At 64.4% G+C, this 21,349-nt stretch carries 24 protein-coding genes; 14 read left to right on the top strand and 10 right to left on the bottom strand.

Going from position 1 to position 21,349, the window contains the following annotated elements:
* Positions 1–121: 121 nt before the first annotated feature.
* From I6F36_RS09830 to I6F36_RS09815, 4 genes are all read left to right on the top strand, one after another.
* A complete protein-coding gene (locus I6F36_RS09830) occupies positions 122–796 on the top strand; it encodes a response regulator transcription factor (RefSeq protein WP_057028815.1) in 675 nt (224 codons plus the stop codon).
* Between the two features lie 85 nt (positions 797–881).
* On the top strand, positions 882–2,171 hold the full coding sequence (locus tag I6F36_RS09825) for an ATP-binding protein (protein ID WP_225171384.1): 1,290 nt from the start codon (positions 882–884) through the stop codon (positions 2,169–2,171).
* A gap of 103 nt (positions 2,172–2,274) precedes the next feature.
* Entirely contained in the window at positions 2,275–2,550 is a 276-nt protein-coding gene (locus tag I6F36_RS09820; RefSeq protein WP_036022224.1) for a type II toxin-antitoxin system ParD family antitoxin, read from the top strand.
* Positions 2,540–2,836 (top strand): type II toxin-antitoxin system RelE/ParE family toxin, encoded by a 297-nt coding sequence (locus I6F36_RS09815; RefSeq protein WP_036034500.1) that lies wholly within the window; start codon positions 2,540–2,542, stop codon positions 2,834–2,836. Before I6F36_RS09820 ends, I6F36_RS09815 begins: the two co-directional genes overlap by 11 nt.
* Before the next feature lie 90 nt (positions 2,837–2,926).
* Here the strand turns inward: I6F36_RS09815 and I6F36_RS09810 are convergent, their stop codons facing one another.
* From I6F36_RS09810 to I6F36_RS09790, 5 genes are all read right to left on the bottom strand, one after another.
* Complete coding sequence (locus I6F36_RS09810) at positions 2,927–4,216, bottom strand: M20/M25/M40 family metallo-hydrolase (protein WP_036001572.1); 1,290 nt, start codon at positions 4,214–4,216, stop codon at positions 2,927–2,929.
* 269 nt (positions 4,217–4,485) lie between these two features.
* On the bottom strand, positions 4,486–6,141 hold the full coding sequence (locus I6F36_RS09805) for a TRAP transporter large permease subunit (RefSeq protein ID WP_036001569.1): 1,656 nt from the start codon (positions 6,139–6,141) through the stop codon (positions 4,486–4,488).
* A gap of 27 nt (positions 6,142–6,168) precedes the next feature.
* Positions 6,169–6,750: a TRAP transporter small permease subunit gene (locus I6F36_RS09800; protein ID WP_036001566.1), complete on the bottom strand. Its 582-nt coding sequence runs from the start codon at positions 6,748–6,750 to the stop codon at positions 6,169–6,171.
* Positions 6,751–6,919: 169 nt separating this feature from the next.
* Positions 6,920–7,939 (bottom strand): GTP 3',8-cyclase MoaA, encoded by a 1,020-nt coding sequence (gene moaA / locus I6F36_RS09795; RefSeq protein ID WP_036001562.1) that lies wholly within the window; start codon positions 7,937–7,939, stop codon positions 6,920–6,922.
* Between the two features lie 265 nt (positions 7,940–8,204).
* Complete coding sequence (locus tag I6F36_RS09790; RefSeq protein ID WP_225142764.1) at positions 8,205–8,912, bottom strand: HAD family hydrolase; 708 nt, start codon at positions 8,910–8,912, stop codon at positions 8,205–8,207.
* A gap of 175 nt (positions 8,913–9,087) precedes the next feature.
* Between I6F36_RS09790 and rpiA the strand changes: the two genes are divergently transcribed.
* From rpiA to gor, 3 genes are read left to right on the top strand one after another with little or no spacing between them, the layout of a single operon-like run.
* Positions 9,088–9,819 (top strand): ribose-5-phosphate isomerase RpiA, encoded by a 732-nt coding sequence (gene rpiA, locus I6F36_RS09785; RefSeq protein WP_225142766.1) that lies wholly within the window; start codon positions 9,088–9,090, stop codon positions 9,817–9,819.
* Positions 9,816–10,358, top strand: a complete 543-nt coding sequence (locus tag I6F36_RS09780; RefSeq protein WP_036022233.1) for a DUF2059 domain-containing protein — start codon at positions 9,816–9,818, stop codon at positions 10,356–10,358. The genes rpiA and I6F36_RS09780 overlap by 4 nt, the downstream gene beginning before the upstream one ends.
* Positions 10,359–10,405: 47 nt before the next feature.
* Positions 10,406–11,794, top strand: coding sequence for a glutathione-disulfide reductase (gor, locus tag I6F36_RS09775; protein WP_225125865.1), 1,389 nt, complete (start codon positions 10,406–10,408; stop codon positions 11,792–11,794).
* 2 nt (positions 11,795–11,796) lie between these two features.
* On the opposite strand, the gene I6F36_RS09770 is transcribed toward gor, so the two are convergent.
* From I6F36_RS09770 to I6F36_RS09755, 4 genes are all read right to left on the bottom strand, one after another.
* Complete coding sequence (locus I6F36_RS09770) at positions 11,797–12,936, bottom strand: glucuronate isomerase (protein ID WP_225171346.1); 1,140 nt, start codon at positions 12,934–12,936, stop codon at positions 11,797–11,799.
* A gap of 260 nt (positions 12,937–13,196) precedes the next feature.
* On the bottom strand, positions 13,197–13,448 hold the full coding sequence (locus I6F36_RS09765) for a hypothetical protein (protein WP_225171345.1): 252 nt from the start codon (positions 13,446–13,448) through the stop codon (positions 13,197–13,199).
* A gap of 64 nt (positions 13,449–13,512) precedes the next feature.
* Positions 13,513–14,742, bottom strand: coding sequence for a carboxylate-amine ligase (locus I6F36_RS09760; protein ID WP_225171344.1), 1,230 nt, complete (start codon positions 14,740–14,742; stop codon positions 13,513–13,515).
* Positions 14,743–14,760: 18 nt separating this feature from the next.
* The gene (locus tag I6F36_RS09755; RefSeq protein WP_225112816.1) at positions 14,761–15,588 is read right to left on the bottom strand and encodes a class II glutamine amidotransferase; all 828 of its coding nucleotides are present in this window, start codon (positions 15,586–15,588) and stop codon (positions 14,761–14,763) included.
* Positions 15,589–15,947: 359 nt separating this feature from the next.
* On the opposite strand from I6F36_RS09755, the gene I6F36_RS09750 reads away from it, so the two are divergent.
* The 5 genes from I6F36_RS09750 to I6F36_RS09730 all read left to right on the top strand — a co-directional run bounded on the left by I6F36_RS09750 (position 15,948) and on the right by I6F36_RS09730 (position 18,505).
* Positions 15,948–16,415, top strand: coding sequence for a TerB family tellurite resistance protein (locus I6F36_RS09750; RefSeq protein WP_225171343.1), 468 nt, complete (start codon positions 15,948–15,950; stop codon positions 16,413–16,415).
* A gap of 2 nt (positions 16,416–16,417) precedes the next feature.
* Positions 16,418–16,780 (top strand): hypothetical protein, encoded by a 363-nt coding sequence (locus tag I6F36_RS09745; RefSeq protein WP_036022245.1) that lies wholly within the window; start codon positions 16,418–16,420, stop codon positions 16,778–16,780.
* Positions 16,777–17,424 carry a TerC family protein gene (locus tag I6F36_RS09740; protein WP_036022248.1) on the top strand — a complete coding sequence of 216 codons (648 nt, stop codon included), beginning with the start codon at positions 16,777–16,779 and terminating at the stop codon, positions 17,422–17,424. The genes I6F36_RS09745 and I6F36_RS09740 overlap by 4 nt, the downstream gene beginning before the upstream one ends.
* 31 nt (positions 17,425–17,455) lie before the next feature.
* Positions 17,456–18,040, top strand: coding sequence for a TIGR00645 family protein (locus tag I6F36_RS09735; protein WP_036022249.1), 585 nt, complete (start codon positions 17,456–17,458; stop codon positions 18,038–18,040).
* A 201-nt stretch (positions 18,041–18,241) separates the two neighbouring features.
* Entirely contained in the window at positions 18,242–18,505 is a 264-nt protein-coding gene (locus tag I6F36_RS09730) for a hypothetical protein (RefSeq protein ID WP_036001521.1), read from the top strand.
* A gap of 7 nt (positions 18,506–18,512) precedes the next feature.
* Here the strand turns inward: I6F36_RS09730 and I6F36_RS09725 are convergent, their stop codons facing one another.
* Entirely contained in the window at positions 18,513–19,409 is an 897-nt protein-coding gene (locus tag I6F36_RS09725; RefSeq protein ID WP_225171342.1) for an alpha/beta fold hydrolase, read from the bottom strand.
* Between the two features lie 181 nt (positions 19,410–19,590).
* Between I6F36_RS09725 and I6F36_RS09720 the strand changes: the two genes are divergently transcribed.
* Both I6F36_RS09720 and I6F36_RS09715 read left to right on the top strand, forming a co-directional pair.
* Positions 19,591–20,979: a class II 3-deoxy-7-phosphoheptulonate synthase gene (locus I6F36_RS09720; protein WP_225171341.1), complete on the top strand. Its 1,389-nt coding sequence runs from the start codon at positions 19,591–19,593 to the stop codon at positions 20,977–20,979.
* A gap of 4 nt (positions 20,980–20,983) precedes the next feature.
* Positions 20,984–21,337, top strand: coding sequence for a diacylglycerol kinase (locus I6F36_RS09715; RefSeq protein WP_036001513.1), 354 nt, complete (start codon positions 20,984–20,986; stop codon positions 21,335–21,337).
* The last annotated feature ends 12 nt before the right edge of the window (positions 21,338–21,349 follow it).

Genomic DNA, 21,349 nt, shown 5'->3' with positions numbered 1-21,349 from the left:
ACCGACCTGACAAGGAGAGGCTATTCGGCGCTTTTTCGCTGGCCGCGGCGCCCCGAATGCTGGAAAAGAGCGCAGATGCGGCGCGAGCGGTGCGGTATCAGGAACGTCCGGCGGATATGCGATGCGGCTTCTGATCGTCGAGGACAATGCCGAGCTGTCGCGGCTCGTGGCCGGTGGGCTGGCCGCAGCCGGCTATGAGAGCGACATCGTGGGCAGCGCGGCCGAGGCGCGCGAGGCGGTGAACAGCGTCAGCTATGCCGCGATGATCCTCGACCTCGGTCTGCCCGATGCCGACGGCCTGTCGGTGCTGCGCGAGTTGCGTCACCAGATGGAGCCGCTGCCGGTCTTGGTGCTGACTGCGCGCGGCGGCTTGCAGGACCGCGTCACCGGCCTGCGCAGCGGCGCCGATGATTATCTGGCAAAACCGTTTGCGATGGAGGAGCTGGTGGCGCGGCTGGAGGCCATCCTGCGCCGCCCCGGCCAGTTGCTCGGCCGCTCGCTCACTCTCGCCAACCTCGTCTACGACACCGAGAGCCGGCAGATCTTCGTCGACGACCAGCCGCGGATCATCTCCGCGCGCGAGACCTCGGTGCTCGAGATCCTGCTGCGCCGGCAGGGGCGGGTGGTACCGAAGAAGAACGTCGAGGACCACATCTTCGGTCTCGAAGGCGACGTCGCCTCCAATGCGATCGAGGTCTACGTGTCGCGGCTGCGCAAGCAGCTGACTGAACACGGCGCCAAGGTCGTGATCCATACGATCCGTGGCGTCGGCTATCTCATGACCGAGGAGAAATAGCGTGCCCGCCGCGGGCCGTGCCGGATCGCTGACCTTCAAATCGCTGATCTCGCGCATCGTGTTTCTGCACATCGTCGCGGTCGCGATGGTCGCGATCTTCCTGCCGCTGGTGTTGTTCTGGCTGCTCAACTCCGAGATCGACCAGCTGCATCGCGATGCCATGCGCGCGCAGGCCGAGGTGCTGGCGGAGCGCATCGTCGCGCAGCCGGACGGCACGTTGACCTTCGACCTGCCCGACAGCCTCAAGGGGCTCTATTCGGACGCCTACGGCCGCTACCAGTTCGACATTCGCGATGCCGACGGAAGGTTGCTGTTCTCCTCCCACCGGCGTTCCGCCGCGACGGCGCCCTCCCGTTTCTCCGACACCGTCTCCGGCGCCAGCGTCACGCGAGACGTTGCCGGCAAGACGGTGCGCATCCAGGTTGCCGAGGATCTGGCCCACCGGGACGTCATCATCGACGATATCGTCTCGAACTTTTTTCGGCGGGTCGGGTGGATCACCGTCCCGATCCTCCTGGTCCTGCTTGCCATCGACATCATCATCTTCCGCCGCGCGATCGCGCCGTTGTGGAAGGCCTCCCAGGAGGCCAGCAACATCGGCCCTGCACGCACCGACATTCGCCTGCCGACCGAGCAGATTCCGCGCGAGATCGTGCCGCTGGTCACCGCCGTGAACCAGGCGCTCGACCGCCTCGAGGCCGGCTTTCGCGTGCAGCGGCAGTTCACGGCGGATGCCGCGCATCAATTGCGCACGCCGCTGGCGATCCTGCGCACGCGGATCGAGACGCTCGGCGACGGCGCGGAACGGCGGGCGCTGCATGCCGACATCGAGGCGATGAGCCGGATCGTCGCCCAGCTGCTTGAGATCGCCGAGCTCGACACCCTGGTGCTCGATCCCGGCGAGACCGCGGATTTGCGCGCCGTCTGTGCCGAGGTGGTCGGCTCGATCGCTCCGTTCGCGATCGCGCAACGCAAGGACATCGCGCTGAAGGGCACCGACGCACCGGTCCTGATCCACGGCAATTCGGAGATGCTGCAGCGCGCGGTGTTCAATCTTGCCGAAAACGCCATCAAGTTCACGGCGGAGGGCACCACCGTCGAGGTCGAGGTGGGGGAGGACGGTTCGGTGCGGGTGCGCGATTCCGGCCCGGGGATCGCGGAGGCTGAGCGCGAGCTGATCTTCCAGCGCTTCTGGCGCGCCGACCGCCGGCGCAGTGACGGCGCGGGGCTGGGGCTCTCGATCGTGCGCGCCGTGGCGGATGATCACGCCGCCACGGTGTCGGTGGAGAACCTGCCCGGCGGCGGTGCGGAGTTCACGCTGCGGTTTCGGCTGGCGGACAAGGTCACGATGGGGGAGGAACTGGCCCGGCAATGACAATGCACCTTTTCCCGTGCGCGGAGCAGGGAGGCCCGGATGGCGCTTGAGGTATGTATGACACTGTCATATCTTGCGTTGTAGAGCACTGAAGGGGAACCACATGCGGACCAGCAAGCCGATCACCGTGACTCTTGGCCCGCAGCGCGCGAGCCTGGAAGCCCGCCTGAAGTCAGGCGAATATGCCTCTGCCAGCGAAGTCATGCGCTCGGCCCTCCGCGCCCTCGATCGTCAGGATGCCGCGCTTGACGAATATCTGGCCGCCAAGGTCCAAGCTTCGGTCCAGGATCCTCGCCCAAGCGTTGCTGCGAGCGACGTTTTCAAACGCCTGCGGACTCGTCACGCCAGAAACGTGAAGGCAGCCAAGCGTGGCACTTAAGGTCGTATTCCGACCGGAGGCGGAGGCCGATCTGGTCGGCCTTTACGAGTACATCGCAGAACGTGCCGGCTACCGAATTGCAGGCGGCTATATCGACCGTATCGAGAAGGCATGCATGGCTCTCGCCACCTTTCCCAAACGTGGGACCAGTCGCGACGATCTTCTTCCAGGTCTGCGTACCGTCGGATTCGAGCGGCGCGTGACGATCGCGTTCCGTGTCCTGAAGACAGAGGTCGAGATCGTCACAATCGCATATGCCGGACGTCATTTCGAAGACGATCTCTGAACGCTTCCTGTTCCTGACGGAACAGCTTCGCTCGGTCTCGTTCGCCGTGGAGGGCGGCAAGCCTGAAAGTGAAACGCGGCGACCGAGCCGCTATTTCAGCTTGCCGGTGGACAGGTCCATGATCATGCGTGTCGTCAGATACAGCCGCGGCACGATGCTGCCCACCTGCACATATTCGGCATCGTTGGAGTGCGCGCCGAAGGCCGACAGGCCCATGCCTTCCACCACGGCTCCTTTGGATTGCAGTGCGGCGAAAGCCGCGTCGGTGCCGCCGCCGATGGCCTTCTCGTCGACCTTGAGGGATAGTCCGATCTCCCCATAGATCGTCTTGCCATAGGCCGCCACCCGGCGCGAGGCCTCACTGGGTTCGAGCGGCGGGCGCCGCACCTCGAACTTCAGCTCGACTCTGGAATCGGGCAGCAGGCGATTTTTGATCTTGTCCTGCAGCGCCTTCTGCAACTCGTCGAAGTCGGACACCTTGAGGGCGCGCGCGTCGGCCTGGGCCGTCGCCTCGGCAGGGATCACATTGCGGTTGGTTCCGGACTTGGACACCGTCCAATTCAGCTTCAGGCCCTGCTCGGGCTTGGACAAGTCCTTCATCTGCAGCACCTGGTGCGAGAGCTCGTACAGCGCATTCACGCCGCCTTCGGGCCGTGCGCCGGCATGTGACGATCTGCCATGCACGGTAAGATAGGCCGAGCCGATGCCGCTGGTGGCGAGGCGCAGCGTGCCGTCGGCGCCGCCGCCTTCGAACGAGAACACCACGTCCTGATCCGATGCGAGCTTGGTGATGGTGCTGCGCCAGCCGGGCGAGGAGATCTCCTCGTCGCCGTTCGTGAGCACCGTGAGCGTGCCGTAATCCCTGAAGTTCAGCTTCTGCAGCAATGCCACGGTATGGAGAATGAGCGCGATGCCCTGCTTGTCGTCGGCAATGCCGAGCCCGTACGCCTTGTCGCCGTCGATGCGGAACGGCTGGTCCTTCAGCATGCCCTTCAGGTACACCGTGTCCATGTGAGCAATCAGCATGATCTTCTTGGACCCCGTGCCCTTGAACACGGCGTGCACGGCCGGCCCGATCTTTTCGGGGGTGTCGTCGAGGCGATAGATGTCAGTCGGCTGCAGGATCTCCACCGTGCCGCCGAGTTGCTTGAGCTGACCGGCAATGCGCTCGGCGATCTGGTTCAGGCCTTCGATGTCCTTGCTGCCGGATTCGATGTTGACGAGATCGCGCAGCGTGTCGAGCAGCGGCTGCTGTTCCTTCTGCGCCAGCGCATGGACGTTGGCGACCGGCTCGGCGTGCACCAGCGTTGCGGCAGATGCCAGCCAGAGTGAGGCGATCAACGTTCCAAAGAACGTGGAAGCGGGGTGCGATCGGGGCATGAGCGGACAGTCCTTCGGTTGAAGAAGGAGCCGATATGCCTGTGTTCGCGGCGCTTGTCACGCGGCCGTGCTGCACCCTCTCCCCTGGTGGGAGAGGGCGGCTTCGCGATAGCGAAGCCGGGTGAGGGGTTGTCTCCGCGAGTCCGACGGCGAGTAAAATGCGCGGAGAGAAACCCCTCATCCGGCGCGAACTGCGTTCGCGCCACCTTCTCCCACAAGGGGAGAAGGGAAGAGGGTGTGGGCGCTCGCGCCTAGAACCAGTTGTCGCACTACTTCTGCGGAGGGCCGAGATCCAGCGGAGGCAGCTCGATCTGCGGCACCTCGATCTTGATCGTGCTGGGATCGATGTTCGTCTGCACGCCCTTGTAGTGCATCACCATCGACGGGAACGCGATCACGAGGCCGACCATGATGATCTGGATGACGACGAAGGGCACCGCACCCCAATAGATCTGGCCGGTGGTGACGGGGTCCATCCGCTTGCCAGTGACCCGATCGGTGTATCGCTCCTTCGGCGCGACGGACCGGAGATAGAACAGCGCGAATCCGAACGGCGGGTGCATGAACGAGGTCTGCATATTGACGCCGAGAATGACGCCGAACCAGATCAGGTCGATGCCGAGCTTCTCGGCGGCCGGTCCCAGTAGCGGGATCACGATGAAGGCCAGCTCGAAGAAGTCGAGGAAGAAGGCCAGTACGAATACGAGCGCGTTGACGAAGATCAGGAAGCCGATCTGGCCGCCCGGCAGCGATGTGAGCAGGTGCTCGACCCAGACGTGACCGTTGACCCCGTAAAAGGTGAGCGAAAAGATGCGGGCGCCGACCAGGATGAACACGACGAAGGCCGACAGCTTGGCGGTCGATTCCGTGGCCTGCCGGATCAGGTCCCAGCTCAGCCGCCGCTTCACGGCACCGAGAATGAGGGCGCCGGCGGCACCCATCGCACCGCCTTCGGTCGGCGTGGCGATGCCGATGAAGATCGTGCCCAGCACCAGGAAGATCAGGAACAGCGGCGGCACCATCACGAAGGTGGTCTGCTGCGCCATCTTCGAGAGGAAACGGAATCCGGTCAGCTTATCCACCACCCAGTTCAGCACGGCGACGGCGAATGCGAAGATGATGCCGTAGAACATGCTGAGCACCACGTAATCGGCGCCACGAGTGCTGGAATTGCGCATCATGAGCCATCCGAATGCGCAGCTCGCGAGGAACAGCACACCGAGCGATACAAGGCCGCGATCGCCGTTCTCTTCGCGGAAGCCGATGGCGTCCTTCGGCAGGCCGGGCGTCGCCTTCGGCCAGATCATGCTGACGAGGAAAGCGTATCCGGCGTAGAGGGCGGCAAGCACGAGGCCCGGGATGAAGGCGCCTTCGTACATGTCGCCGACGGACTTGCCGAGCTGGTCGGCCATCACGATCAGGACGAGGGAGGGCGGAATGATTTGCGCGAGCGTGCCGGAGGCGGCGATGACGCCGGCGGCCACGCGGCGATCATAGCCATAGCGCAGCATGATCGGCAGCGAGATCAGGCCCATCGAGATCACGGACGCCGCGACCACGCCGGTGGTCGCAGCGAGCAGCGCGCCGACGAAGATCACGGCATAGGCGAGGCCGCCGCGGATCGTGCCGAACAGCTGGCCGATCGTGTCGAGCAGGTCCTCGGCCATGCCCGACCGCTCCAGCACCAATCCCATGAAGGTGAAGAAGGGGATCGCGAGCAGCGTGTCGTTGTTCATCACGCCATAGACGCGCTCCGGCAAGGCCTGGAGGAAGTCGGGGTGAAACTGGCCGAGCTCGACGCCGATGATGGCGAAGAACAGGCCGACGGCGCCGAGCGAGAATGCCGCCGGATAGCCGAGCAGCAGCATGACGACCAGCGATACGAACATGATGGGCGCCATATTGGCGATGATGAATGCGGTCATGGATTCCCCCTACACCGTCGCCAACGGCTACTTCTTCTCGATCGCTTCAACGAGATGCTCGACTTCCGCTTCGAGCGCCGACACCTGCGATTCGTGCGGGTCCGGTATCAAGCCGCGCATCACCGCGATCCGCTTGATCAGCTCGGAAATGCCTTGGACCAGAAGGAAGGCGAACCCCACCATGATCAGGGCTTTGGCGGGCCATTGCGGCAGGCCGCCGGCATTGCCGGATTGCTCGTTGATCTGGAAGGAGCGCAGGAAGAACGGCACGCCCGTGACGATCATGACGATGCAGATCGGAATGAGGAAGAACACGTGACCGACGATGTCGATGACGTTGCGCGCCTTCTTGGGCATCGTGTTGCTTACGATGTCGATGCGGATGTGCTCATTGTCGAGCAGCGTCCACGGCGAACAGAGCAGGAAGACGATGCTGAACAGCACCCATTGCAGCTCGAGCCACGAATTGGACGAGGTGTCGAACGTCTTGCGGATGATCGCGTTGACCGCCGAAATGACAACGGCGAGCACGATCAGCCACGCAATACGTTTGCCGGTCCAGCGCGTGAACGCGTCGATCCTGCTGCTCAGCTTAAGGAGCGCTTGCAACGATAGGTCCTCCCCCGATTGTGCCCCGGCCGTCTTGACTGCGCCGAGATGGCGCGTGGCTTATCTCGCCGCGCAGGCATGAGGCCGCCGCACCAAACCAGCGGGCGTGCCGTCAGTCAATCGGAAGTTTGTTGATAGTTAAGGGGAATAGGGCCGCAACTATACGGAGTTAGCCGCCGGTGACGCTCATGTGCCTGCTGACGCTGGGCCGGTCGTGGCGGCGGTCGATGATGAAATCGTGGCCCTTGGGCTTCAGCCCGATGGCGCGGTCGATCGCATCCGCAAGCAATAGATCGTCGCTCGATGCACGCAGAGGTTTGCGCAAATCGGAGGCATCCTCGTGGCCGAGGCAGGTGTGCAGCGTTCCGGTGCAGGTGATGCGTACCCGATTACAGGATTCGCAGAAATTATGGGTCATCGGCGTGATGAAGCCGAGCTTGCCGCCGGTCTCGGCGACGCCGACATAGCGGGCCGGACCGCCGGTGCTCTCGGCCAGATCCGTCAGCGTGAACTGCTGGGCGAGGCGGGCGCGCACCAGCGACAGCGGCAGATATTGGTCAATGCGGCCCGATCCGATCTCGCCCATCGGCATCACCTCGATCAGCGTCAGGCCCATGCCCTTGCCGTGGGCCCAGCGCATCAGCGAAGGCAGCTCGTCCTCGTTGAGGTTCTTCAGCGCCACGGCGTTGATCTTCACGGCGAGCCCTGCGGCGCGCGCGGCCTCGATGCCCTCCAGCACCTTGTCGATCTCGCCCCAGCGGGTGATCTCGCGAAACTTCTTGGGATCGAGGGTGTCGAGCGAGACGTTGATGCGGCGGACGCCGCAATCGGCGAGCTCCCGCGCGTGCTTCGCAAGCTGGGTGCCGTTGGTGGTCAGCGTCAGCTCGCTCAACGCGCCGCTCGACAGATGCCGCGACAACGAGCGCACCAGCGACATCACATTGCGGCGGACCAAGGGCTCGCCGCCGGTGAGGCGCAGCTTCTTCACGCCCTTGGCGATGAAGGCCGTACAGAGCCGATCGAGCTCCTCCAGCGTCAGCAGGTCCGCCTTGGGCAGGAACGTCATGTCTTCGGACATACAGTAGAAGCAGCGCAGGTCGCAGCGGTCGGTGACGGAGACGCGCAAGTAGGTGATGGTCCGCCCGAACGGATCGGTCATCGGGGTCGACAATGCGGCGGATCCGGTCATGCGAGAGGCCTTCACTTATGGCGACGGGCGCACCTTTGCTGCAGCGGTGCGGTCGACGCAATCTAAGCATCGGACGCGGCAAGGACAATCGGGTGGTATACGTGAGTGCAGCACTGACGCATGTGACCCCCTCGGCGCGGGATTTCGGCTCGTTCGGTGGGCTCGCAGCTGGGTTCCGCGTACGGCCGGCAACGCCCGCGGCGCCGGTGAAGTCAGCCCTCTATGCATCCATTCGGGATGTGGGGCGGCGAAAATGGCAATCCTATCAAAGCGTTGCTGTTTTGCTTGCCGTCATCAGGCTGATCGCGGCCGCCGGCAGGTCGCGCATGTGGTGGATCAGGCGGTCCGGCTTCAGCTCGGCGATCGGCACGTCGGTGTAGCCGAAGCTGACCGCGATCACGGGCACGCCGGCCCGCCGGGCGACACCGACATCGGTTCCGGCATCGCCGACCATGATGCTGGCCTTCACGTCGCCGCCGGCCCGGGCCACCGTCTCCCGAAAAATAGTCGGATCGGGCTTCTGGACGCCAAAAGTGTCCGCGCCGCAGATCGCCGCGAAGCGGCGGCTGAGGTCGAGCTGGTCCAGCAGGCGCTTCGACAGCCATTCCAGCTTGTTGGTGCAGACCGCGAGGCGGTGGCCTTGCGCCGAAAACTGGTCGAGCGCGGCCTCGAGACCCTCGAAGGGGCGGGATTCCACCGCGATATGGTCGGCATAGTACGCGATGAAATCCGCAGTCATCCGGTCCATGTCCGCGGGCGTGACGGTGCGGCCCTCCGCTTCCAGCCCCCGCTCGATCAACTTGCGGGCACCGGCGCCGATCATGTTGCGGGCCGAGGCCATCGGCACCGGCGGCAGGCCTTCGCGGTCGAGCACGTAATTCAGTGCCGTGATCAGGTCGGGTGCCGTATCCACCAGCGTGCCGTCGAGATCGAAGACGATGGTGTGAGGGGAAGTCGTCTTGAAGGAGGTCATGATTCCCAAGCGCTACCGGCCCGGTCCTATCCGCGCAAGGGGCGGGCCCATAAGATCACCTTATAGGCCTGTTCCCAGACCCTGTTCCAGGCCCTGTTCTCCTGGGAAAAACGAGGCTACATAGGCGCCCGAAAGCGGCCGGAATCGGCCGAGACTTCACAAGGCAGGCGCACACGTGACCATGGACCAATTGAAGCGGCAGGCTGCGGCGCGTGCGCTGGAGGAAGTGCGCGACGGCATGCAGCTCGGGCTTGGCACCGGCTCGACCGCCAAGCACTTCGTCGAGCTGCTCGGCGAACGCGTTGCCGCCGGGCTCAAGGTGATCGGCGTGCCGACCTCCGAGGCGACGCGGGCCGATGCGGAACGCTGCGGCGTCAAGCTGACGACGCTGGACGAGATCGACCATCTCGACCTCACGATCGACGGCGCCGACGAGATCGATCCCGAGCTCAATCTGATCAAGGGCGGCGGCGGCGCGCTGTTGCGCGAGAAGATCGTGGCGGCCGCCTCGGACCGCATGATCGTGATTGCCGACGACAGCAAATGGGTGCCGACGCTCGGCAAGTTTCCGCTGCCGATCGAGGTCATCCCGTTCGGGCTCGGTGCGACGCGCCGCGCGATCGAAAAGGCATTTGCCGAATGCGGCGTTTCCGGGCAAATGGCGGTCCGCAAGGCCAAAGGCGGGGCCAAGGACGGCCACGTTTTCGTCACCGATGGCGGCCACTGGATCGTCGATGCCCAGCTCGGACGTATTACGGATCCCCCCGGTCTCGCCAAGGCGTTGAGCGCCATTCCCGGTGTGGTCGAGCACGGGCTGTTCATCGGCTTGGCCAGCTCGGCCGTTCTGGCGGGCGGCGGCGGAATCCGCGTGATTGAACGGCGCAAGCCGAAAGGAGACCAGGAATGAAGAACGTGTTGAAAATCTTGCCGGCTGCGGCTCTCGCTGCGGGATTGGCCCTTTCGGCCGCCCCGGTCGCCGCGCAGCAGGCGGGCCAGAAGGCTCCCGCGGCGCCGGCCCTGCCGAAGGCGTCGCCCGCGGCGATTGCGGCAGCGAAGGAAATTCTGCAGATCAAGAACGCCGCCGGGATGTATGCGGGCGCCGTGCCGGGCATGGTCGAGAAGACCAAGGGCGCGCTGATCCAGCAGAACCTGAATTACCAGAAGGACCTCAACGAGGTCGCCCCGATCGTGGCCCAGCAGCTCAACGGCCGCCAGAGCGAGATCGGCGAAGGCATGGCGCAGATTTATGCCAGCGAGTTCACCGAGCAGGAGCTGAAGGACCTCGTCACCTTCTACAAGTCGCCGCTGGGCAAGAAGCTGATCGATGCCGAGCCGCGCGCGATCGGGCAGAGCATGGCGTTCATGAACAGCTGGGCCCAGAACTTCTCGGAAACCGTGATGGGCGCCTTCCGTGCCGAGATGCGCAAGCGTGGCAAGGAGATCTGAGCGCACCTATCTGAAAGGTCGTTCCTGATAAGGGGTCGGAGTGGATAATGGCTGATTTCGACGTCGACCTCTTCGTCATTGGTGGCGGCTCGGGCGGCGTCCGTGCCGCCCGCATCGCGGCCGGCTACGGCGCCCGCGTCATGATCGCGGAAGAGTACCGCATGGGCGGCACCTGCGTGATCCGCGGCTGTGTGCCGAAGAAGCTGTTCGTGATCGGCTCGCACGTCCGTCACGAGCTCGAGGACGCCGCCGGCTTCGGCTGGACCGTGCCGCCCGCCAGCTTCGACTGGCCGACGCTGATCGCCAACAAGGACAAGGAGATCGCGCGGCTGGAGGCGGCCTACACTGCCAACGTCGAGAAATCAGGCGCGCAGATCGTCAAGAGCCGCGCGGTGATCGAGGACAAGCACACCGTCCGCCTGCTCGAGAACGACAGGAAGGTCACGGCGAAGTACATCCTGATCGCCACCGGCGGCGCGCCCAACCATGGCGCGGCGATCCCCGGCATCGAGCACGTGATCTCCTCCAACGAGGCGTTTCATCTTGCGAGGCTGCCGAAGCGGATCGTGATCCAGGGCGGCGGCTATATCGCGCTGGAATTCGCCGGCATCTTCGCCGGCTTCGGCTCCGATGTGACGGTAATCTATCGCGGCGAAAACATTCTTCGCGGCTTCGACGAGGATGTCCGGACCCATGTTCGCGCCGAGATGGAGAAGCATGGCATCACCATCCTCACCGGCTGCACCGTGACCAAGGTCGACCGCCACGGCGAGGACTTCACCACGCATCTGTCGAACGGCTCGAGCCTCGCCTCCGACCAGGTGATGTTCGCGATCGGCCGCCATCCGAACGTCGCCAATCTCGGCCTGGAGAATGCCGGCGTCGCCATCAATCCCGCCAACGGCGGCATCGCGGTCGACCATTTCTCCAAGAGCTCGGTCGACAGCATCTATGCCATCGGCGACGTTACCCACCGCTTCAACCTGACGCCGGTCGCGATCCGCGAGGGCCATGCCTTCGCCGACACGGTGTTCGGCAAGCGCGAGGTGCAGGTCGACCACGCCAATATCCCGACGGCTGTGTTCTCGCAGCCGGAGGTCGGCACTGTCGGCCTGACGGAAACCGAGGCGCGCGCGCAATTCAGCCACGTCGACATCTACAAGACGACGTTCCGGCCCATCAAGGCGACGATGTCCGGCCGCGACACCCGCGTGCTGATGAAGCTCGTGGTCGACGGCGCGACCGACCGCGTGCTCGGCTGTCACATTGTCGGCGATGCCGCCGCCGAGATCACGCAAGCCGTCGCGATCGCGGTGAAGATGAAGGCGACCAAGGCCGATTTCGACGCGACCATCGCACTGCATCCGACCGCGGCCGAAGAGCTCGTCACCATGCGCACCCCGACCGCACGGCACGTGCGGCAGGCGGCGGAGTAGCCTCAGCCGTACAGATATCCGACCGGCTTGCCTTCGGTGCGCAGGGGACGCACGTCCTTTTGCGTGATGATCTGACTGGCGAGGCCGTCGATCTCGTCGCGCTGTGTCGCCGTCCAGCTGCGCAGCTCGTTCATGCCCTTGAGCAGGCCGAGGCGGAGGACCTGCGTGTTTTCGCCGACGCCGATCAGGCTGATGGAATCCTTGCCCGCCGTCACCACGTCGCCGGCAGAGAGTTCAAAGCTCTCGCCGGACTTCTTCTTGAACTCGGCCGTGCCGCGAATGACGCGATAGATCACGACCTCGCCCTTGGCAAAGCGGGTCGCGTCCGCCGCGGCAGACGTGCTCTTTGGCAAGAGTGCGTGGCCACGCGGGTCGGTCGCGATGATGTGGCCGGTGACGAGATGCCCGCTCGGAATCTCGATGCCGATGTCGCGTACGTAAACCGGCATCGCCGATCTGACAGAACCATCGGTGAGCGGCTTGAACAGTGCGTCGAGCGCGAGGGGATCCTGAAGCCAGAAGCCGGCATCGGCCGGGCGGTCATGCAGCGGATGGCTCCAGGCCACGCGCGGCGTTTCGTCCTCATTGATCTGATCCGGACCGACAATGGTCGGGTTCGGAAAGGTGGTGGGATCGGTGATGAAGGCTTCGAGAAACTTGCCGGAATAGCCCATCGAGATCGGATCGGGCACCACCGTCTGCGGCGTCTTCAAATTCTCTTCGGTCGACAGGCCCGACCACGTGTAGAACAGCTGGCGATGCACGATCGCGCTTTGGAGCATCACCGCGCCCGGGCCGACATTGTACCAGCGGCCGTCATAGTCGAAGGTGAACGCGCCCGAGGTGACCAGCACGAGCTGAAAGCCGCCCGGCGGCAGATGCAAATGGAAGTCGGTAGGGCCGGTGTCGGGCCGGTAGATCGGCAGATTGGTGGCCACCTCGTGCAGCAGGAAGGTTTCGTTGTTGGCGTGGAAGCCTTCGTTGGCGCGGTTGTAGAGCGCCTGCGGCCGGTAGGTCGCCTCGAAATTCGCATTCTTGTCGCGATCGATCGCCACGAAGTCCTGATCGTTGAGGCGCAGCGGCGCGCCGTTCGGACGGGTGAGACCGGTGAATTTGATGTCTCCGGCAGCATGCACGTTCATGGCATTCTCCGATCTGAGGCCATTCATCCCGGAAGCCGAGCGCACGTGACTGGCCACTCCTCATCGTGGCCGGGCAGGGACTTGGCCTGATGCTGTCTTGCGAATTTCAGGCCAGCCGGAGCGCAATGCGGCGCGCTGGTCCGCCGGTTGCACGCGACGCGCAAATAATCGAGATTGCACCTGAGGTTAGACAATAGGTGGCGCCGAACTCGCCCGACCTGTCCTGGCAAGCCGTCAGTGGGCGCAGCGGCTTGTCTTGTCTAATTTGTCGGCATGCCCTGCAAAAGCGCATGCAGCCGGCCCCCGCGACGGGCGCCCGGCACGGTCCAGTCGAATGATCGCGGAAGCGCCGGCTCGGGCTTGCCGGACGGGCTGCCTGCCCATTTCGCCATGTCCGTGGCGCGCGCGTCGGAGCCTTCGCACCAGAGGCAGCTCGGCTCCGTGTGGCCGTGGGCCGTCAGCATCGGGACAAGCGCATGGCCGCAGCCGGGGCAGGGTGTGGTGCGGTTCATGCGCTTCTCCAACGATCTCCGTAACTCAGGAATGGCATTTTCGTCGCGCAAGCTTGCGCGGGCGCTATGACGGTGCAGGAGCGCTGCGATGCACAGGCGCGCTCGTTCCTGACAGCGTAGAGGTAGCGATCCATTGTGACACGGCTGCGATGTCGTCGCCGCTTTCGCGATAGGCGCGAAGCTGGAATTCCGCCGAGCTGCCGCGCGCGACGATGGTGCGGCAGTGTTCGATCTCGGCGGAGCAGTGCAGTGCGGCTGCGTCCTCCGCAATGTCGTCGATCACCCCGGTGAGCAGCTCCGAGATCGTCACCGGCCCGTCCTTGGAGGCGAAGATGCAGTCGGTGCCGTAGCGCTGGGCGCGCCATTTGTTCTCGACCGCGATCGCGCGCTCGACCGCAGTGACCTCCCGGGACAGCTGAGGGCGCAGATAGAGATGCCGCGTCAGGCAGCGGTAGAGCGAGGCGATGGCAACCGCGTCGTCGACGAAGGTGCAGGTGTCGGGCGCGCGAAGCTCCAGCGTCGGATGGTTCATGGAGGGGCGCATTGCCCACCAGATGTGGCTTTCGTCCGGGATCACGCCGGAGCGCTGCAACGCGCCGACATAAGCGTCGAAATCCTGCTTGCCTTCGAACAATTCGGGCAGGCCGCTGCGCGGCAGCTCGGAATAAGCCGCGAGGCGGTAGCCCTTCAATCCGGTCTTGTGCGAATTCCAGAACGGCGAGGACGTCGACAGCGCGATGAACAGCGGCAGATGCGGCAGCATGGCCCGCATCACCGCCATGCGCTTCTCGGGATCCGGCAGCTGCACGTGCACATGCATGCCGCACATCATGTTGCGGTGGCCGATGCTGCGCAGATCCTCGATCATCTCCTCGTAGCGCGGTTTCGGGCTGGGCTGCGACATGCGCCAGACTGCGCTCGGGTGCGTGCCGCAGGCCATGATCACGAAGCCGTATTGCGCAGCGACGTTCGCGACCTCGCGTCGCAGGAAGCGCAGCTCCTCGCGCGCGTCGTTCACGTCGACATGAACGTTGGTTGCGACCTCGAGCTGCGATTGCAGCATCTCGCGCATGGCCTGGCCGCCGGTCGACCAGTTTGCCGATTCGAACAGCTCGTTGGGCGTGCGGATCGCGACCTCGAAGCTGCGGCGGTCAGCGAGGAAGTATTCCTCCTCGATGCCGAAGGAATATTCCGCCGGATTGCCGCCGCCGCCGGCAGAACGGATGACGACATGCTGCTTGTCCTCGGAGGGGGCAAGACGCAGCAGCTTTGAAACGTCTGAAGCAAATGTCATTGGCCACCGGCGCGGTCATTACCTGCGGGCGATAATCCGTCTGATTGTGGCCGGTTCCGCACCCAATGTACTGGAAATTGCAGGGTCGAACGGAACAATTTTGACGGCTTCGGACGCTCGCGCGATCAGGGCGTGGTTCGGCGGGACTTCCGCCCAGTCCGATTCCTTATCGAACGGCTCGGAGACGACGATGACTTGCCCGCCGTCCTCGCGGAAGTAGAGCGTGTTCGCGGCATCGTTCACCGAGACCCGAAATGCGTAGAGGTCGCGGCCGTTGGCAATCGCGCTGGTAAAGCGCAGCCGCTCCCGAAGCCCGCCTTCATTGACGAATCCGAGGAGCGATTGCAGCACGGACTGTGTCGCGCCGAGCGGATCGTGCTCGAGACCGGCCCCCATCATGGCCAGGAACACGGCTTCCGAATCCGTCGTGCCCAGCCGCGACGGATAGTAGGCATCGGGAATCAGCGCCTCGACTTTGCGCCGCAGCCGATTCCAGCTGCCGACGAACCCGTTGTGCATGAACATCCAGTGCCCGCAGGCAAAGGGGTGACAATTCTGCCGCGTCACGGCCGTGCCGGTTGCGGCACGCACATGAGCGAAGAACAGATGCGAGTGCAGATGCCGGCAGAGGTAGCGCAGGTTTTCGTCCGACCACGCCGGGCGCGTCTCGCGATAAAGGCCCGGCTCGGGGTGCTCGCCATACCAGCCGAGACCAAAGCCGTCTCCGTTCGAGCCCGCCGTGGACTGAAGCGAGCGGATGCTCTGCGCAATCAGCGAATGCTCGGGTTCGGTGACATAAGGCTCGAACGAGGTGGTTTCGCCCCGGTATGCGATCCAGCGGCACATGCGGGTTCCTGCCAAGCGGTTTGATGCGTCGCGAGGTGCATCAACACCTGTCACGGACGCATGGTTCCAGCTGCGAAAGGGTTGCATGACCGATCCCGCAACGCCGAACGGATGCGGCGGCTGGTCGCAGCCGGTCCGCCTTGATTCCGACAGGCGTACCTATAATTCTGAAGCGAACAAGAATCCGGGCCCCTCTGGCGAGGACGTCGACGTTCGTCGGCAAACCTCGCGATGTCGGATGACCAGTCCCGCGCGAATGCGATGGATCGGCCGATTGTCGGGCCCCCTGTTTCGTTTTCTCCGACCATTCGTCCCCATCGCAGCTCCGTGCGGCTATTTCGCAAGTTAAGGGAGCTACGATGTCCGGAACCAAGTCCTCAAATTCGATCGAGATCACGGAACCGTCCAGCCCGAATGAGCAGGCCGCGGCGGCCGTGGTGATCGTGGGCGCCCTGGTAGCGGTTGCTGACCGGCGCGTCTCACCCGTCGAACGCGACGAGGTGATCCGTTTCATCAGAGACCGCAAGCTGGCGCCGCACATCGGCGACGAACGGCTCCGTGCGATGTTCGACGAACTCGCCGAACGGCTCGAAGAGCCGGATTTTGCCAACGTCGTGATCGATACGCTGCGACCGGTTTCGAACCTGCCGCTGTCGTCGCATCTGGTGGAGCTGTCGGAGCGCGTTGCTGCCGCAGACGAGGACGTACATCCCCACGAAGTCCAGGCGATTAAATTGTTGCGCTTGCTGACGCTGGTGCTGCCGCGCGCGAAGCCGGTCGGGGCGAGTGCGCCGGGCCCCAAGCTGCAGGCCGCCTCGAAGGGGTAAGCATGAGCACGATTTCGAACGAGCGCGCCAGGCAAACCGAGGGGAACACCGAGCAGATCGCTGGTGGAGACCCGCGCCTGGCCAAGCTCGTCGACCGCCTGCCGCCGCGCATGAGCGACACCCTGACCTATCTGCTCAAGCCGTCCAGCCGCTGGGTCAGGATCCCCTCGGGCACGCTGCTGGTCGTCGGCGGTGTGCTCTCCATCCTCCCGGTGCTCGGCGTCTGGATGCTGCCGCTCGGCCTTGCTCTGCTCGCCGAGGACGTGCCTGCGCTGCGCTCCTCCCGTTCAAAAGTCTTCGACTGGATCGAGCGGCGCAAGCCGCATTGGCTCGATCCGTCTGCCTCTAGGAATGATCAATCATGACTGAACTCATCACCGCCGAAGCGCTGTCCGCGCTGTTTCAAGTCATCCTGATCGATCTCGTGCTCGCCGGCGACAATGCCGTCGTCATCGGCCTTGCGGCTGCCGGCCTGCCGGCCGAGCAGCGCCGCCGCGCCATCATCGTCGGTATCGCCGCTGCCACCGCACTGCGTATCGCCTTCGCCGGCGTTGCGACCCAGCTTCTGCAAGTGATCGGCCTTCTGCTCGCCGGCGGCGTGTTGCTGCTCTGGGTCTGCTGGAAGATGTGGCGCGAGCTGCGCGAGCAGGCCGCGCATTCGAAAGAACTCGCATTCGATAGTAACGGCGCAGGTGCTGCGCCGGTACAGCAGCCGGTAACGCAGAAGACTTTCGGCCAAGCGGCGGTGCAGATCGTCGCCGCCGACGTGTCGATGTCGCTCGACAACGTGCTCGCGGTCGCGGGCGCCGCGCGGGAGCATCCCTACATCCTGGCCTTCGGCCTGCTCTTGTCGGTTGGGATGATGGGCGTTGCCGCGGATCTGCTTGGCCGTTTGCTCCAGAAGCAGCGCTGGGTGGCCTATGTCGGCCTCGCCATCATCCTTTACGTCTCGTTTGAGATGATCTATCGCGGCACGCTGGAACTTGCACCGGTGATTGCGAGTCTCTGAGGCGACAATCTACCGCAGTCCGGAGTGATCAATGACGTCTGAACCCAAAGCACCTTCGGCGCGGGCCGCGCCGTTGCCGCCGGTCGGCCTGCTTCCGAAGCTGATCTTCGGCTCGCGCTGGCTGCAGCTGCCGCTCTATGTTGGCCTCATTGTCGCCCAGTCCGTCTATGTGCTGTTGTTCCTGAAGGAGCTCTGGCACCTCGTCTTGCATTCGTTCGACGCCAGCGAGCAGCAGATCATGCTGGTCGTGCTCGGGCTGATTGACGTCGTCATGATCTCGAACCTTCTGATCATGGTAATCGTGGGTGGATACGAGACCTTCGTTTCCCGGCTGAACCTCAGCGGCCATCCGGACGAGCCGGAATGGCTCGGTCACGTCAATGCCAGCGTGCTCAAGATCAAGCTCGCAATGGCGATCATCGGCATCTCCTCGATCTCGCTGCTCAGGACCTTCATCGAGGCCGGCAATCTCGGCACGACCCGCAGCAATTTCACCGAGAGCGGGGTAATGTGGCAGGTGCTGATTCATATGACCTTCATCGTCTCGGCGGTCGGCATCGCCTGGGTCGACCGCCTCAGCGAGAGCGGCCATCGCAAGGCGGCCGAGCACGGCTGATAAGCTGGCCGCCCAATACCTCCCGAGCGGCCAATCCTGGAGCCCGCCTGATCGTCCGGTTGGGCGGGCTCTCTTTCGAAATCGATAAAATTGTCTGCAATCGGTTCAGTGCCGGCAAACGCTGCCGACAAGAAGCCGGGCGCCTTAAACCAGGCCTTTGGAACCGATCTGCATCCTGCCCGCAAAGGGCAGGGCATCGGCATGACAATTCTCAGGGAGATCGTCGCAGCGGTCGCGGGAGTCTACGCGCTCCTGCTGGTCTGTGACGCATTGTTCGGCGTCGGCGAGGCGCGCTTCGACGACGCTTATTACCGCGCAAGCTTCTACGCACCGCGGCCGAAGGAGTTTCGGTTCGCGAGCGACACGCCGCCGGCGGTGCGCGTCAGCGACGCCTTCGCGCAGTTCGCACCTAGCGATGCCAAGCCGAACCGGCGCTACTCGTCGCTGACGACGATCATCCGCTGACGCAGCCTCATTCCCCCTGAATCCATTCCGCGACGCCGCGCCACAGCGTGTCGCGGTGCTCGGGGCGGAAGAAGCCGAAATGGCCTATTCCCTTGGCGCCGACGTCGGACGGTTTGACCATCAGCACCTCCGGCTTGATCGCAGTGAATCCGCTCGCGAGCAGCTCGACCGCGGGCCGCGTCGCCCAGGGATCGTCGGAGAAACATAGCGAGCGCAGCTCGCCCTTGAACCTGGCGAAGTTCTCGAGTGCCGGCAGCTTTGAATCGAACAGATAGCGCGGGCTCGAGACCCATTCGGTCCATTGCAGGAAGACGCCCTTGGGCAAATCCTCGCCGATACCGGCCCAGCCCGGTGCGTAACCGAGTGCTTTGACCAGCGGCACACCGACAAAATTCATGAAGGCGTAGACCCGGTATTTTTCCGGCGAGGTCATCAACCGCCATGTCGCGGCCTGCGAGGCCACCAAGGCCGCGCGCGAGATATCGCTGTTATTCGCGATCAGCCCGAGCGCCTGGCCGCCGAAGGAATGGCCGATATAGGCGAGCGGCAGGGCATGATAGCGCTCGCGCATCCAGCTGACCGCGGCGGTGACGTCGAGCGCCGCCCAGTCCGACATCGAGGCCTTGAAGCCGACCAGCGATTTCCGCTGGTTGTAGCCGACCATCGCCGGCAGGCGGGAATCGCCGATGCCGCGATAATCGTAGGTCAGCACCGCGCAGCCGCGATGGGCGAGGTAGGAGGCAAAGCCCCGATAGATCTTTCGCGGCACGGCGGTCGCCGAATTGATCAGGACGGCATGGCGCTTGGCGCCGCGCGGCAGGAACAGGGTGCCGGTCAGGGCATAGCCGTCGGCTGCCGGGAAGCTGATCTCGTCGATGAAAACGTCATCCAGTGCCGCGCCCATGGCGGTCGGTGTCCTGTCGGATTCCTCAAGCCTGCCCAAGCAAATGCGAATTCGGCTTTGGCCGCAAGGGTTTGCGCTGCGAAATGGATTTACAACTGGCGGGGCGTGGCCGGCCTGTGTATAAGGCGGCCCTCGCAACCCCTAGATCAGGTTGTGGTTTTTGCTTCACGGAGAGATTGCGATGTCCGAGCGGTGGACGCCCGAGTCCTGGCGCAGCAAGCCGGTGCTACAGGTGCCCGAATATCCCGACGCCAAGGCTCTGGCCGACGTCGAGGCGCAGCTTGCGACCTTTCCGCCGCTGGTGTTCGCAGGCGAGGCGCGCAATCTGAAGAAGGCCTTGGGCCGCGTTGCGGCCGGCGAGGCCTTCCTGCTGCAGGGCGGCGACTGCGCCGAGAGCTTCGCCGAGCACGGCGCCAACAACATCCGCGACTTCTTCCGCGTGCTGCTGCAGATGGCGGTGGTGCTGACCTATGCCGGCGCGGTGCCGGTGGTGAAGGTCGGCCGCATCGCCGGCCAATTCGCCAAACCGCGCTCGTCGGGGACCGAGAAGGTGAATGGCGTCGAGCTGCCGAGCTATCGCGGCGACATCGTCAACGACATCGCCTTCACCAGCGAAGCGCGCATTCCCGATCCGCAGCGCCAGCTGATGGCCTATCGCCAGTCCGCCGCGACGCTGAACCTGCTCCGCGCGTTCGCCACCGGCGGCTTCGCCAATCTCGGCAGCGTGCATCAATGGATGCTGGGTTTCCTCAAGGATAGCCCGCAGTCACGCCGCTACAAGGAGCTGGCCGACCGCATCTCGGACGCGCTCAACTTCATGCGCGCCTGCGGCCTCGACCTCGAGAGCCATCCGGAGCTGCGTGCCACCGATTTCTACACCAGCCATGAGGCGCTGCTGCTCGGCTACGAGCAGGCCATGACCCGCGTCGATTCCACCACCGGCGACTGGTACGCGACCTCGGGCCACATGATCTGGATCGGCGACCGCACCCGCCAGCTCGATCACGGCCATGTCGAATATTTCCGCGGCATCAAGAATCCGATCGGGCTGAAGTGCGGCCCCTCGCTCAAGGTGGACGAGCTGCTGAAGCTGATCGACGTGCTCAATCCCGACAACGAGCCGGGCCGGCTGACGCTGATCGGCCGCTTCGGCTCCGACAAGATCGGCGAGCATCTGCCGAACATGGTCCGCGCCGTGAAGCGCGAGGGCCGGGTGGTGGTCTGGTCCTGCGATCCCATGCACGGCAACACCATCACCTCGACGTCCGGCTACAAGACTCGCCCGTTCGACCGCATCCTGTCCGAGGTCAAGTCGTTCTTCGCGGTCCACGCCGCCGAGGGCACCCATGCCGGCGGCGTGCATCTGGAGATGACCGGCCAGGACGTCACCGAATGTCTCGGCGGCGCCCGCGCGATCACGGATGAGGATCTCAACGATCGCTACCACACGGTCTGCGATCCCCGCCTCAACGCCGAGCAATCCATCGATATGGCGTTCCTGGTCGCGGAGCTGCTCAAGCAGGAGCGCGCCGGCAAGACTCAGCCGATTCCGGCCGCAGCGGGGCTGTAAGACCTTGCTGCGGATCTGGAAGGCCACGATCAATTCCCGCAACGGGCTTGCCTTTGCGTTCCGGTCGGAGCAGGCCGTCCGCGAGGAGATCTTCGCGCTGCTGCTGTCGGTGCCGCTCGCCTGGTTCATCGGCGCCACGGCGATGCGCGCGGTCGAATTGGTGTGCTCTGTCGCTTTCGTGCTGACGGTCGAGCTGCTCAATACCGCGATCGAGAAGCTCGCCGACCGGCTGACCTTGGATCACGACAAGCAGATCGGCCGCGTCAAGGACATGGGCTCGGCCGCGGTTGGCGTTGCGCTTTTGATGACCGGCGCGTTCTGGATCATTGCCATCATCGAGCGATTGGGATTCCTGTAACTCGGGATCGGA

Origin of the sequence: Bradyrhizobium sp. BRP19 (assembly GCF_020194195.1) — a bacterium.
In the GTDB taxonomy this organism is placed as follows: domain Bacteria; phylum Pseudomonadota; class Alphaproteobacteria; order Rhizobiales; family Xanthobacteraceae; genus Bradyrhizobium; species Bradyrhizobium yuanmingense.
This window is presented reverse-complemented; position numbering and strand designations above follow the sequence as displayed.

Coding starts and splice junctions, on each gene's coding strand:
- moaA (WP_036001562.1), bottom strand. CDS start 7,939: ATGACCGGATCCGCCGCATTGTCGACCCCGATGACCGATCCGTTCGGG.
- I6F36_RS09720 (WP_225171341.1), top strand. CDS start 19,591: ATGTCCGAGCGGTGGACGCCCGAGTCCTGGCGCAGCAAGCCGGTGCTA.
- I6F36_RS09725 (WP_225171342.1), bottom strand. CDS start 19,409: ATGGGCGCGGCACTGGATGACGTTTTCATCGACGAGATCAGCTTCCCG.
- I6F36_RS09755 (WP_225112816.1), bottom strand. CDS start 15,588: ATGTGCCGCTGGATCGCATACCGGGGCGAAACCACCTCGTTCGAGCCT.
- I6F36_RS09735 (WP_036022249.1), top strand. CDS start 17,456: ATGACGTCTGAACCCAAAGCACCTTCGGCGCGGGCCGCGCCGTTGCCG.
- I6F36_RS09745 (WP_036022245.1), top strand. CDS start 16,418: ATGAGCACGATTTCGAACGAGCGCGCCAGGCAAACCGAGGGGAACACC.
- I6F36_RS09750 (WP_225171343.1), top strand. CDS start 15,948: ATGTCCGGAACCAAGTCCTCAAATTCGATCGAGATCACGGAACCGTCC.
- I6F36_RS09805 (WP_036001569.1), bottom strand. CDS start 6,141: ATGACCGCATTCATCATCGCCAATATGGCGCCCATCATGTTCGTATCG.
- gor (WP_225125865.1), top strand. CDS start 10,406: ATGGCTGATTTCGACGTCGACCTCTTCGTCATTGGTGGCGGCTCGGGC.
- I6F36_RS09780 (WP_036022233.1), top strand. CDS start 9,816: ATGAAGAACGTGTTGAAAATCTTGCCGGCTGCGGCTCTCGCTGCGGGA.
- I6F36_RS09830 (WP_057028815.1), top strand. CDS start 122: ATGCGGCTTCTGATCGTCGAGGACAATGCCGAGCTGTCGCGGCTCGTG.
- I6F36_RS09730 (WP_036001521.1), top strand. CDS start 18,242: ATGACAATTCTCAGGGAGATCGTCGCAGCGGTCGCGGGAGTCTACGCG.
- I6F36_RS09820 (WP_036022224.1), top strand. CDS start 2,275: ATGCGGACCAGCAAGCCGATCACCGTGACTCTTGGCCCGCAGCGCGCG.
- I6F36_RS09770 (WP_225171346.1), bottom strand. CDS start 12,936: ATGAACGTGCATGCTGCCGGAGACATCAAATTCACCGGTCTCACCCGT.
- I6F36_RS09740 (WP_036022248.1), top strand. CDS start 16,777: ATGACTGAACTCATCACCGCCGAAGCGCTGTCCGCGCTGTTTCAAGTC.
- I6F36_RS09825 (WP_225171384.1), top strand. CDS start 882: ATGGTCGCGATCTTCCTGCCGCTGGTGTTGTTCTGGCTGCTCAACTCC.
- I6F36_RS09790 (WP_225142764.1), bottom strand. CDS start 8,912: ATGACCTCCTTCAAGACGACTTCCCCTCACACCATCGTCTTCGATCTC.
- I6F36_RS09810 (WP_036001572.1), bottom strand. CDS start 4,216: ATGCCCCGATCGCACCCCGCTTCCACGTTCTTTGGAACGTTGATCGCC.
- I6F36_RS09760 (WP_225171344.1), bottom strand. CDS start 14,742: ATGACATTTGCTTCAGACGTTTCAAAGCTGCTGCGTCTTGCCCCCTCC.
- I6F36_RS09765 (WP_225171345.1), bottom strand. CDS start 13,448: ATGAACCGCACCACACCCTGCCCCGGCTGCGGCCATGCGCTTGTCCCG.